The organism is Cognatundibacterium jejuense (assembly GCF_014284255.1).
In the GTDB taxonomy this organism is placed as follows: domain Bacteria; phylum Pseudomonadota; class Gammaproteobacteria; order Burkholderiales; family Burkholderiaceae_D; genus Undibacterium; species Undibacterium jejuense.
The window spans coordinates 20,949-32,673 of the sequence record NZ_JACOFV010000007.1 but is presented as its reverse complement, the minus strand read 5'-3'; the positions used below and the strand labels follow the sequence as shown (position 1 = coordinate 32,673).

At 44.2% G+C, this 11,725-nt stretch carries 8 protein-coding genes; 2 read left to right on the top strand and 6 right to left on the bottom strand.

What is annotated here, in order from left to right:
• Positions 1-35 precede the first annotated feature (35 nt).
• Positions 36-884, bottom strand: a complete 849-nt coding sequence (gene ppsR, locus H8K32_RS08840) for a posphoenolpyruvate synthetase regulatory kinase/phosphorylase PpsR (RefSeq protein WP_186912129.1) — start codon at positions 882-884, stop codon at positions 36-38.
• A 356-nt stretch (positions 885-1,240) separates the two neighbouring features.
• Between ppsR and ppsA the strand changes: the two genes are divergently transcribed.
• Positions 1,241-3,658, top strand: a complete 2,418-nt coding sequence (gene ppsA / locus H8K32_RS08835) for a phosphoenolpyruvate synthase (protein ID WP_186912128.1) — start codon at positions 1,241-1,243, stop codon at positions 3,656-3,658.
• Between the two features lie 148 nt (positions 3,659-3,806).
• Here the strand turns inward: ppsA and H8K32_RS08830 are convergent, their stop codons facing one another.
• The 3 genes from H8K32_RS08830 to H8K32_RS08820 form a co-directional block, all read right to left on the bottom strand.
• Positions 3,807-5,252: a pyridoxal phosphate-dependent decarboxylase family protein gene (locus H8K32_RS08830; protein WP_222613062.1), complete on the bottom strand. Its 1,446-nt coding sequence runs from the start codon at positions 5,250-5,252 to the stop codon at positions 3,807-3,809.
• Positions 5,253-5,704: 452 nt separating this feature from the next.
• Positions 5,705-6,478, bottom strand: coding sequence for an ABC transporter substrate-binding protein (locus H8K32_RS08825; protein ID WP_186912127.1), 774 nt, complete (start codon positions 6,476-6,478; stop codon positions 5,705-5,707).
• A gap of 261 nt (positions 6,479-6,739) precedes the next feature.
• Positions 6,740-7,252, bottom strand: coding sequence for a DUF2726 domain-containing protein (locus H8K32_RS08820; protein WP_186912126.1), 513 nt, complete (start codon positions 7,250-7,252; stop codon positions 6,740-6,742).
• Positions 7,253-7,966: 714 nt separating this feature from the next.
• Here H8K32_RS08820 and H8K32_RS08815 point away from each other — a divergent pair.
• On the top strand, positions 7,967-10,021 hold the full coding sequence (locus H8K32_RS08815; RefSeq protein ID WP_186912125.1) for a PAS domain-containing protein: 2,055 nt from the start codon (positions 7,967-7,969) through the stop codon (positions 10,019-10,021).
• A 42-nt stretch (positions 10,022-10,063) separates the two neighbouring features.
• Here H8K32_RS08815 and H8K32_RS08810 read toward each other — a convergent pair whose 3' ends face one another.
• Together H8K32_RS08810 and H8K32_RS08805 are read right to left on the bottom strand one after the other, a co-directional pair.
• A complete protein-coding gene (locus H8K32_RS08810; RefSeq protein ID WP_186912124.1) occupies positions 10,064-11,056 on the bottom strand; it encodes a cation diffusion facilitator family transporter in 993 nt (330 codons plus the stop codon).
• A gap of 94 nt (positions 11,057-11,150) precedes the next feature.
• Complete coding sequence (locus tag H8K32_RS08805) at positions 11,151-11,684, bottom strand: GNAT family N-acetyltransferase (RefSeq protein ID WP_246447232.1); 534 nt, start codon at positions 11,682-11,684, stop codon at positions 11,151-11,153.
• Positions 11,685-11,725 lie beyond the last annotated feature (41 nt).

The following is an 11,725-nucleotide window of genomic DNA, read 5'->3' as shown; positions in this document are numbered from 1 at the left end:
CCTGCCCTACAACAGTGCTTTGACTGGTGAGTCAGTCAATACACTTTTATGTCCGCTTTAATTTCTTGCAAAATCGTGGTTGAGATTTCCTCAATAGATTTAGCGGTTGACGATAACCAGCGAATTCCTTCGCGTTTCATCATCGCTTCAGCCTCATTAATTTCATAACGGCAATTTTCTATTGATGCATATTTACTACCTGGACGGCGTTCATTCCGAATTTCCGATAAGCGTTCAGGCGCGATACTCAAGCCGAACATCTTGCTTTTAAACTCTGGTAGTACAGATGGCAGCTTGCCACGTTCAAAATCGTCTGGAATCAACGGATAATTTGCCGCCTTAATCCCATATTGCATCGCCAGGTACAGACTGGTTGGTGTTTTACCAGAGCGCGAGACACCAACCAAAATCACATCGGCGGTCGACAAGTTTTTGTTTGATTGACCATCGTCATGTGCCAGTGAGAAATTAATCGCCTCAATACGATTCTTGTATTCTTCCGAATCTGCAATATTATGGCTACGACCTATCGTGTGCGTTGATTTGACGCCTAACTCTTGTTCAAGTGGTGAGACAAATGTTTGAATTAAATCCATATGCAATCCTTTGGATTTAAAAACAACGCCCGCCAGATCGGCTTTGACCAGCGTAGAAAAAACAATAGGCCGCACTCCGTCTTGCGTGAATGCGTCATTTATTCGTTTGACCGCATCATGTGCCTTATCCAGAGTATCAATAAATGGCAATCGGATTTGTCGAAATTTCAGATCAAACTGGGTCAGCACCGAATGTCCGAAGGTTTCAGCGGTAATACCTGTGCCGTCGGAGACAAAAAACACGGTACGATTAGCTTTTGGCAGTGCATGTGATTGGGATTCTGGCATTTTTTATTTTGCTTTGTGGTAATTAGTAAAGTCGGAAATAAAATAGGAAATAAAAAGGGAAATCAAATAATTCGAGAGCCATTTCCTTTGTTTTACTTCAATTCCTGCTTGTTTGTAGCCCGCATGTCGTTTTCTTAACACAGCACAAACATACAAGTGAAAAATTTTTGTATATCGAACAAATAAAAAAGAAGGGAAATTCTTCTTTGGCATAGATAAATTCTGCAGGACACAATGTAAAATGCTGCAAGAGCACGACGCACGTCATTCGTACCAAGAATAACAAAAAAATAGCGATAGACGAAGCAGTACCGCAGTCAATAGCAAAGATTTCTTACCATCAAAAAGAGGTTGTTATGTCCAACGCAGCAAATACTGAAGCAACTTACGTTGCCTCATTTGAGCATCTACGAATGACGGATGTTGAATCCGTCGGCGGGAAAAATGCATCTTTAGGCGAAATGATCAGTCAGCTCGCCACTGCAGGTGTTCGTGTTCCGGGTGGCTTTGCCACAACAGCACAAGCATTCCGCGATTTTTTATCGTATAGCGAAAATGGCGGCTTGCCTTTGGCGCAACGTATTGCCGATCGTCTTGCCGATTTAAACATCGATGACGTCAAAGAATTAGCTAGAGCCGGTGCGGAAATCCGTCAATGGATTATCGATACACCGTTCCAGCCACGTTTGCAAAAAGAAATCGAAGAGTTCTACAACAAACTGGTTGCAGACTCCAGCGCCGAAATGTCGTTCGCAGTGCGTTCCTCTGCAACGGCGGAAGATTTGCCAGATGCATCTTTTGCTGGTCAACAAGAAACTTTTTTGAACGTGGTTGGTATTGATAACGTTCTCGAAGCAATGAAGCACGTGTTTGCTTCTTTGTACAATGATCGCGCGATTTCCTACCGTGTTCACAAAGGCTTTACTCACGCCGAAGTTGCTTTGTCTGCCGGTGTACAACGCATGGTGCGCTCAGATCTGGGCGCAGCTGGTGTGATGTTCACGATTGATACGGAGTCTGGCTTTAAAGACGTCGTATTTATTACCTCCAGCTACGGTTTGGGCGAAACAGTGGTGCAGGGTGCGGTAAATCCTGACGAATTTTACGTTCACAAACCGATGCTGGAGCTGGGTAAATTGCCTGTTATTCGCCGTAACATTGGCTCAAAGCTGATCAAGATGGAATTTACTGGTGAAGCCAAAGCAGGGCGCTCTGTAAAAACTGTTGATGTGCCAGTCGAAATGCGCAACCGTTATTCTTTGACCGATACTGAAGTCGTGGAATTGGCTAAGTATGCTGTCATTATCGAGAAGCATTATGGCCGCCCTATGGACATTGAATGGGGCAAAGACGGTCGCGACGGTAAACTCTACATCTTGCAAGCACGTCCAGAAACGGTTAAGTCTCAACAAAAGTCCACTGATGCGCAACAGCGTTTCAAACTCAAAGGTAGCGGTACAGTGTTGGCGTCTGGTCGCGCCATCGGTCAAAAAATCGGTGCTGGTCGTGTTCGTGTAATTCATGATCCGTCCGAAATGGAACGCGTACAACCGGGCGACGTATTGGTTGCTGATATGACCGATCCCAACTGGGAACCAGTCATGAAACGTGCTGCAGCGATTGTGACTAACCGAGGTGGTCGTACTTGCCACGCTGCGATTATTGCGCGTGAACTGGGCGTGCCTGCCGTCGTTGGCTGCGGTGATGCCACTGATATGCTGAAGGACGGTACACTGGTGACTGTGTCCTGTGCCGAAGGCGACGAAGGCAAGATCTATGACGGCTTACTGGAAACTGAAGTCACCGAAGAACTGCGCGGTGAATTGCCTAAGCTGCCATTGAAAGTCATGCTCAATGTCGGTAACCCGCAATTGGCATTTGATTTCCAATCGGTACCAAATGATGGCGTTGGTCTGGCACGTCTGGAATTCATCATCAATAACAACATTGGCGTGCATCCAAAAGCAATTCTGGAATACCCAAATATTGATCCTGATTTGAAGAAGGCAGTTGAATCCGTAGCTCGCGGGCATGCTTCACCACGTGCTTTCTACGTCGACAAATTGGCTGAAGGCATCGCAACGATTGCGGCTGCTTTCTGGCCGAAGAAAGTGATCGTTCGTTTATCTGATTTCAAATCGAATGAATACAAAAAACTGATTGGCGGGTCTCGCTACGAACCTGACGAAGAAAACCCAATGCTGGGCTTCCGCGGTGCGGCGCGTTATCTTGCAGCCGACTTTGCTGAATCGTTCGAAATGGAATGCCAGGCAATGAAGCGTGTTCGTAACGACATGGGGCTGACTAACGTCGAAATCATGGTTCCTTTCGTTCGTACACTTGGTCAGGCAGAAAAAGTCGTCAATTTACTTGCGAAAAATGGTTTGAAACGTGGCGAAAATGGCCTGCGTCTGATTATGATGTGCGAAGTGCCATCCAATGCGATTCTGGCAGAAGAGTTCTTGCAATTCTTTGATGGTTTCTCAATTGGCTCTAATGATCTGACTCAATTGACGCTGGGTCTGGATCGTGATTCCGGCATGGAATTACTGGCAGCTGACTTTGATGAGCGCGATCCTGCTGTGCGTGCTTTGTTGTCTAAGGTTATAGCGGCATGTACTAAGTTGAATAAATACGTTGGTATTTGTGGGCAAGGTCCTTCTGATCATCCTGACTTTGCAGAATGGTTGATGAAAGAGGGCATTGAGTCAATTTCGTTAAATCCTGACTCTGTTGTTGATACATGGCAAAAACTGGCGGCAGTTAGTAAATAATTAGGCTGCGGGCCAGTTAATTTTTGTCGAGCTTCATCGTACTGAGGTTGTACTGAGTTGTACTGAATTTTCACAAAAATTATATGTTTAAAATGAAAAGCGAGATGGTTCAAACTATCTCGCTTTTTTTTATCAATGGTACAAAAAATCACGCATAGCACTCTTGTGTTTCTGAACCCACCAAGCTCTTAGCCACATCACGAATCGTGTCAAGCATATACTCGATCGAAGCCTCTGATTTGCGGTGATTAATAATGCACGCGCGCAAGACAAATTCATCGTTCAGCCTGGTACCAGTGATAAAAATCCTTCCGTCCGACTCGAGCGCGATGATAAGTTTTTGATTAATTTCCGTTATCTCAGCCGATGTCAGCCGTGAACCGATGTAGCGGAAGCATACAATGCCTAAATCGCTCTTAGATTTCAGTTCAAAGTCATCGGACGTGTTAATCAGGTTTTCAAGATAGCGGGCGAGGTTAATGTCTTTTTGCATCATTGCCTGTATCTTTGAGAAGCCGTAGGCTTTGAGTGACATCCAGACTTTAAAAGCTTTCGCGTTTCTGGAAAGTTGAAAATAATGCTCGTTAAATTCAACTCTTTGTTCTTCTTTTTCAAAGGAAGTGTCTAGATAATCTGCCTGTTTAAAATACGCCTCCCGTAACAAACTCCAGTTTTTCACCAACGTACAACCAACCTCGAACGGCTGATACAGCCATTTGTGATAATCCACGCCAATAGAGTCTGCGAGTTGCATTCCGTTATATTTATGTTTCAAACCCGGAAGGGAGACAACCAACCCGCCATATGCACCATCGACGTGAAACCAAAGTCCATATTTTTTTGCAATGGCGGAAAGTCCAACCAGATCATCAACCGCCCCCGTATTCACTGTTCCCGCATTTCCGATGACGCAAAAGGGGGTATATCCTGCAGCAATATCCGCAAGAATCTTCGACTCTAATGCGGAGAGATCAATAGTGAAATCATCTTTGACGGGAATGCGCCGCAAATGATCGGTACCCAAGCCTAACAAGGCGACACTTTTGTCAGTACAATTATGGGTTTCGGTTGAGCAATAGACGGTGAAGGGCTTGATACCAAAGAGTCCGTGTTTATTGATATTTTTCTGTCTGAAAAAAATATTCCGCGCCACTGTAAGACCTGTGAGCGTAGCCGCTGAGCCACCGCTAACCATGACTCCACCGGCCTCAGGGACGAAACCTACCATTTCTGCTGTCCATGCAACGACCCGCTTTTCAATCTCAGTCATGACAGGAGACATGTGCCATTTAGCGACATTTTGATTGATGGTTGACGCTAAAAAATCTGCAATCGTCGATATTTGATTGCCTCCGGAAATCACGTAGCCATACATATTTGGACCGAAATTTCCGTTCGCATTCTCCAGAACCTTTTCTTTGACCTTCTCAAGAAGTTTTATCGGATCCATTCCCAGTTTGGGTAATGGTTCATCAAACCACGCTTCTACTTCTTTTTGTTTAGCACAGCGAAAACCAGGCTGCTCTTTACTTTGTTTATACTGATTCAAAATAATTTCGTTTGTTTTCTGAAGGATGGATTCTAATTCTTTCATACTGTAATCCAGACTACTTTGCATAATAATGTCTCCTCAAATAAGCACTACCATCGTGTGGAAGGCCGACGTTGAAGGCCGGCATCGGGGTGTCGTATGCAGGCGTGGGCGTCGGTAATCTAGTTCGTTTAACTCTGCGGAAAAGTAAAAGCGAGAATAGTCTTCGTCACCATCTTTTGCAACGTTAAGTGACTTACCGTAACGCAATGTATTGACAGTGGCAAGAATTTCTCGCCACACCAAAAAAAGCGCTGTTGTAAAAAAACAAGCGAAAAACGAAGGTATGCTTAGTAAATGCCAGCGAAATGTTTTGTTGCACATCAAAGCGAGGAGGGGAGTTCGAATATCTTTTTTGTCCTGCTTTAGTACAGAGGACAAAGAAACTGGAAAAATGTGAAAGTAGAGCAGTGGAGAACCCAAATTGACAGACTATTCATCTGCGCCTGTTTGCCTTACGGTTGCCAATCAACATATGAATGATGCACCTTGTCATGGGCTTTTTGTAATTCACCGCTGAGTGCAGCAGCTCTTATTGCTTTACTGATAGCTTGATTGACAAAATCACCTCGTTTACTGCAGGGCATAAAGAACATATCGGGATAATCATTAAAATAGGCTCGTTGTATATTATTAAGATGAAGCTTTTTAATTTCGTAATCCGCTTCCTCTTGCGCCCATAAAACCACGTCTATACGACCCGCATTGAGCTTTTTCATTGACAACTCAAGATCGACCACAGCTTGGACCGGAAAGCCCCAATCGACCGGCGGCGCTTCAATGTTCAACGTATTGACTGAACGCGCGGACATATCCAATTTACTAACGGGTCTCTTTTTATTGCTGTAGAGGACAAAAGTCACCTTTCCCAACGATTCATGGGAAAATTGCGTGGGCAGCGTCGCTTCTTGTGCATCATTTAATTTCATTGTCGGCATACCAAAATCCGCGCGCCGGTTATTGATATCCGAATAAATTCTTTTTACTGGCTCAATAGTGATGCTGATCTTGCCCTCAGGGTAATACTTATTAATTACCTTGATCAAATCAACAAACGGCCCTTGATCATCCCGTTCTAGCAATGAGGGCAAGAAGACGGCAACTCCCCGAAGATTTGGATCAGTGTTCAGAGGCACATTATCCGCCGGAGCGTTGACATCACAAGCGCGTGATGGGCTCAATATAAGTAGTAAAGGTAATAAGGCAAATAAGAAAAACTGTTTCGTCATTGTCTATACCCTTGCAAAAACTAACCATCGCCAATGAAATATTTACATCGTATTGTCAACACCCTGACAAACGTAAGATATCCTAAAAAAGTCGGATCCTATCGTTTTCAACATAGATTGTCTGACCTATTATCGCATTCGTTGAAAAACAATATACGCCTTGGCGGCAAGATCAGAGGGTTTTATGAATCAATTACGAGACAAATTTAAGCGCGATACATTTGACGCCTTTAAAGTAGGGCGCCCACGCACTCCAAATCACTAAAAGTGAGGGGAAACGCGTTCGGGAATATTGTCTTCGTTTGAAAGCGAAGCGTTTGGCTTCAGAAGGTGGCCAGTAATGTCCCGCTTTATCGTTTCCACATCTGGCGTGCGTGCATATCTGGCCACGCGATATCCGGCATTCGTTAATAGAGAGTCACGCGCCCTGTCTTGTTCTTCTCGTCCTTTGTGGCTCGAGTCGTCAAGCTCCACAATTGCCAAGACTTCAAATGCCTTTGTGCAAACGACGAAGTCAGCCACTTTTCTATCAAATTTATTTCGCGTAGCGCGATTTTTCGTTTGCAACAACGCAGAGAACGCCACTTGCGCAAGAACCACATATTCTGGCAGTGCTTCAGCTAACCGGAAGTACATAGGCTGCTCATTTTTTGTCAATGGCAATTTCTTAGAAATGTCGCCCGGTGTTTTTTTAGATTTGGACTTTATGCGGTTGTTTATGGCGATGGCAAGTATTGCCAAAACAGCTAACGCGATCAATGCGAGGAATTTCATATGGCGTTTCCATTGTTTAAAAATAAATATTGTATCGAATTAATCTGAGGCGTCACAGATATTAATAGGGAAAAAACAGCTCTCCAAACTAGCCACACAAAGCCAAGCGGGTGAGCAAGTGCACCTTGGCGCACTGCGATACGCAGGGCGCAACGGGGCTTCCACTAGGTTATTAAATAGTCTCTAAATTTGGGGTGCAGTTCAAGGCTCTGGTTTCATTTTTATTACTGTATTTTACATAATATAAATTATGCGAATATAAAGCTGTTTCTAATCAGGGCTCAACAAGTGACCAAATCAGCGCTCGGAACTAATGTTCGAACATTTTGGGAAGTAAATTAGTCAAATTTACAAAAATGTCCTACTTTCGATTTACGTTGAAAGTGTGCAGAAAATAGCACTCGGAAGTAATTTTCGAACATTTGGGTTTTGCAGACATGTTCGAAAATTACTCCACATATGAAAATCAGCCAAATTTAAGAAATTGCCATATTTTTCTTTTCTTTACCCTAATTTAGACTTGGTTCTAAGATTGCTCTTTTTTACCTGCTTTAGCTTATCTGCGCTAGCTGAGTTTGCTGCGTTGTTAAGGCGTGGATATATTTGTCGCGCATAAAAATGTTTCTCATATAAAATGTCAGTGAATATTTATTTTCATTGATGTTTTATTATCGATGTACGCAAACGTGCCCACCTACCTTTGGATAAACGCGTATGGAAAAAAACATTTCCTTGCAAGGTAGCCAGACTGCCGTTGAATTACCCGCCTCCGGTTCTGTTTGCCTGTCTTCTTTATCGTGCTTTGTGCCGATACTGCAAACGGCAGAAAAAGTGTTTGGCAATTGCCGCGTGCTGATTGTTTTTCGTCCCGACCTCGCTATTGATGTGAGTGAATGTCTAGGCTTGCAGGCTCAACATCAGACAAGAGAGATTATTGAACTTTGTCACTCTCTATGGCGCACTCGTCAGTTTGTGATTCCTGCAAAATTAACGCAAAAAGAAAATGGAACGGGGTCATTTTCTGGCGTTCCAATTAAATGGGTAGATGGTAAAATTCTTGGCGCCCTTATTATCCACTGCCCCGGGCAATCGACTCCCAACGAAATAAATAATCAACAGTTACTTGCTTTTGCAAGTTGGACTGAAGCGGAAATTCTGAAACACGTCAGCCAAACTAGGGGCTGTATTTCTCTTACTGCCAGTTTGCTCCAGAAACTGCAGCTGTCTTCGCCAATCGTAACTCAATACCAGCGACCAACGTCGATCGTACCTGAAATTCAAAATCAGGCGCACGATAGTCGTTATGCGATAGAAAATAATAGTCTACTTAAAACCGTCATTGACTGCACCGCTTCTTACGTTCATGTCCGCGACTTAAACGGCCGTTATCTGTATGTCAATAAAGAGTATGAAACTGTTTTTAAGTGTAGAAACGATGAAATTTTCGGCACGCATTATCGCGAGGTTTTGCCGCCAGAATTAGCGGATGATGTCTATCAAGTTGAAAGCGAGATGATTGCCTCAGGCGCACCGCGACGCACCGAAAACATTGTTCAAAGAGACGATGGTCCACACATTTATCTGGTGATTCGCTCTCCCCTACTTGATGCTAATGGAGAAATCATAGGCACTTGTGGTGTCGGCATGGATATAACTCAAAAAATTCGTCTGGAACAGGAAATGGCAAAAGCCCTTGCCTCGCTGAAAATTAGCGAAGAACGTTGGGAGTTTGCCTTAGAAGGAAGTGGTGACGGGGTCTGGGATTGGGACATTCCAGCTGAGAAATGTATCTATTCAACGCAATGGAAAAAGATGCTAGGCCACGATGATAGCGAGATTAGCGATAGCATCAAGGAATGGTCTGACCGTATTCATCCAGAAGATGAAGCAGAGTTAATGGCTGCAGTGGAAGCTAATTTTCAAGGAATGACGAACACTTTTTCGCACGAATACCGGTTCAGATGCAAGGATGGTAGCTATATCTGGATCCATGATCGCGCGATGGTCGTTAAACGCGATGACAACGGTAGGCCTGTGCGTATGGTCGGCACGCACACGGATATTTCAGATCGCAAAAACATCGAACAACTCAAAGCGGAATTTGTTTCTACGGTAAGTCACGAATTACGAACGCCAGTCACTTCGATCCGTGGAGCACTCGGTTTGCTTGAAAGTGAGTTGCTTGGCAAACTACCAGATCAAGCCTTGAATTTAATTAAAGTCGCCCATAGAAATAGCCAACGCTTGATTGTCTTGCTGAATGATATTCTGGATATGGAAAAGCTTATGTCCGGCAAGATGTTGATGGATATTCAGACCGTAAACGTAAGTAATATTATTGAACAAGCGGTCGATGAGAATAAAGATTTTGCATCGACCTTTAACGTTAGTTTTGAATACGCAGGGTCGTCGGCCGTAGCTTTAGTTAAAGGCGATCCTGAACGTATCAAACAAGTGTTGGCAAATCTTTTATCGAATGCGGCAAAATTTTCTCATAACGATGATGTCGTGAAAATTCGCCTGATTAAGGAAGAAAGCTGCTTTAAAGTGGCGGTGATTGATATGGGTGAAGGGATCCCAGAACATTTTCACAGCCGTATCTTCGAAGCTTTTGCTCAGGCGAATAATTCCAATACCCGTCAACAAGGTGGTACGGGTCTGGGATTGAATATAAGTAAAAAATTAATACAGCAAATGCAAGGGAATATTGGATTTGAGTCAGCCTCTGGAAAAGGCAGTACCTTCTGGTTCACCTTGCCGGTAGCGTAAATCTGTATTGTGGGTTGTGCCCGCGTTACAGATCGTCATACGTTAAACCACGTCAGTTGGCGCTAAGTCGCATGGGATGCCCGAATCATTTAGTTCTATTTGTAGAGTCGCATGGCCGATTTTGAAGCGCTTTAATAATTCGTCGGTAACCATTTTTCTGAATGCATCGCCAGGGTACGTGCCAGAAACAACTAGGTGCGCAGTCAATGCGACTTCGGTCGTGCTCATGCCCCAGATATGCAAGTCATGTACTTCTGTCACATCAGGCAGTTTAGTCAAAAACGCATGAACTTCGACCGAATTAATACTGGCAGGAACCGCATGCAATGCCAGATTGATGGAATCTCTTAATAATCCCCATGTACCTACAACGACAAATATAGAAATCACCAGACTCACCGCAGGATCTAACCAATCCCAGCCGCTATAAATCATCACAAAACCAGCAATCACCACGCCGAGAGAAATCGCAGCATCACCCGCCATATGCAAAAATGCAGCACGTAAGTTCAGATCATCATGTCTGCCAGAGACAAACAGCAATGCGGTACTCAAATTAACGACGACACCAATAGCGGCAACGATAATGACGGTCATGCCAGTTACATGTTCAGGATGTTGTAGACGTAAAATCGCTTCCCAGGCGATACCACCAGTCACTACTAGCAAGACTACGGCATTTGCAAGCGCCGCCAAGATTGAAGTACTGCGCAGGCCATAAGTAAAACGTCCTGAAGGCTGCTTTTTGACCAAAATACTGGCGCCCCAAGCAAGCAAGAGACCTAGCACATCACTCAGGTTATGGCCGGCATCTGCCAGCAAAGCGGCTGAATTACTGAGAATACCGAAGAAGAATTCAGCCAATACAAAGCCAGAATTGAGTATAACGCCCAAGAAAAAGATCTTGCCGAAGTCTTTGGGTGCGTGCGAGTGACCATGGTGTCCATGCTCATGACCGTGACCTTCGCTATGATCGTGTTCGTGTTCGTGGTCATGCGAATGATCATGCGTTTTGTGATCGTGATGGTCGCCCAAAATATTTCCTTTTCTTTAATATGTATGTACGCATTTATCTGGATATCATCGGCACACATACGTTTTGAACAAGACTTACGCCAGAGGCGATTTTCTAAGAGGTCGCGGAAAACATAGCATAGTCGCGTGGCTGGCCACGCACAATGCGGTAGTTTTTCAGCTTCCCTTCAAATACAAATCCGATTTTTTTCAATACGTTGGCCGATGCAAGATTGGTATCGAGCACTGTTGCCTGTACACGTACGAACTTCCCTTCGGTTAATGCCCAATGTACTAAAGCTTTTGCACATAAGGTGGCAATCCCTTTACCCCAATAGTTAGGGTGCAGGTCATAAGCCAGTTCCGCGGTACGATTGACCGATGAAATAAGAGGAAAGCCGATTGTCCCGACAAAATTATTCGTTGCCGTTTCAACGATAGCAAGACGTAGCGGTGAATTGGCATCATCTGTGTTCGATGATGTAATGATCGCCTTCAGATCATCTGCAGAATGCAGATTCCAACTCGTATGTTCAATGACGTGCGGCATCGACAAATAGCAATACCACGCTTGAACATCAGTCAATTCTATCGGCCTGAGTAGGAATCCCGAATCGCCAAGAGATGGCATTGTAGGTAGGCGCATCATTAATCGTTCAGATTTGATTTTTTGAGTTAGACAAAACCGTC

Coding starts and splice junctions, on each gene's coding strand:
- H8K32_RS08820 (WP_186912126.1), bottom strand. CDS start 7,252: ATGAAATTCCTCGCATTGATCGCGTTAGCTGTTTTGGCAATACTTGCC.
- ppsA (WP_186912128.1), top strand. CDS start 1,241: ATGTCCAACGCAGCAAATACTGAAGCAACTTACGTTGCCTCATTTGAG.
- H8K32_RS08830 (WP_222613062.1), bottom strand. CDS start 5,252: ATGAAAGAATTAGAATCCATCCTTCAGAAAACAAACGAAATTATTTTG.
- H8K32_RS08825 (WP_186912127.1), bottom strand. CDS start 6,478: ATGACGAAACAGTTTTTCTTATTTGCCTTATTACCTTTACTACTTATA.
- ppsR (WP_186912129.1), bottom strand. CDS start 884: ATGCCAGAATCCCAATCACATGCACTGCCAAAAGCTAATCGTACCGTG.
- H8K32_RS08805 (WP_246447232.1), bottom strand. CDS start 11,684: ATGATGCGCCTACCTACAATGCCATCTCTTGGCGATTCGGGATTCCTA.
- H8K32_RS08815 (WP_186912125.1), top strand. CDS start 7,967: ATGGAAAAAAACATTTCCTTGCAAGGTAGCCAGACTGCCGTTGAATTA.